This is a genomic window from Hydrogenophaga bisanensis (genome assembly GCF_042665135.1).
Taxonomy (GTDB): Bacteria; Pseudomonadota; Gammaproteobacteria; order Burkholderiales; family Burkholderiaceae_C; genus Hydrogenophaga; species Hydrogenophaga bisanensis.
The window spans coordinates 1-505 of record NZ_JBHTBX010000042.1; the positions used below are offsets into that span (position 1 = coordinate 1).

At 36.4% G+C, this 505-nt stretch carries 1 protein-coding gene; it reads left to right on the forward strand.

Annotated elements, in window-relative coordinates; all coding sequences use genetic code 11:
• A partial coding sequence (locus tag ACFQNJ_RS19350; RefSeq protein WP_382260384.1) for a replication initiation protein occupies positions 1 to 378 on the forward strand: 378 nt, incomplete at its 5' end.
• Positions 379 to 505 lie beyond the last annotated feature (127 nt).

The window sequence follows — 505 nt, forward strand, 5'->3', positions numbered from 1 at the left end:
GGGTTAGTAAGATTCAAATTTTCTGCTGATTCAGCTCCATACGTTCTTGATCTCAAAGAAAAGTTTTATAGCTTTCGTTTAGGTGAATTATCTCGGATCAATGGGAAATATGCTCTCATAATGTTAAAACTCTGGGAATCCTACCGTAGAGGAAAAGAAAAACACACAACGATTACAGGTGATTTGGAAGAATGGGAATCTTGGTTTCTTGGTAAAGACAAACGCCTTCCTGCAGGTCAATTTTTTCAAAAAGTAATTACTCGTGCTATTGAAGAATTATCTGATAAGATGTCAGTTTCATTTTTCGTCACAACCTTAAAGCGTGGGCGAAAAGTCGTTGGATATGAAATCACGATCAATGACACCAGCAAAGAATAGAGGAGTGATTTAGTTGAAAAAAAGACTGCGTAAAAAGATGGCAAAGAAAAATTCTTCGCTAGATCAAGCTATGAAAGAACTAATGAACTATGCAAAAGGCGAACGTGACGGCTTTTTGATTCATAGT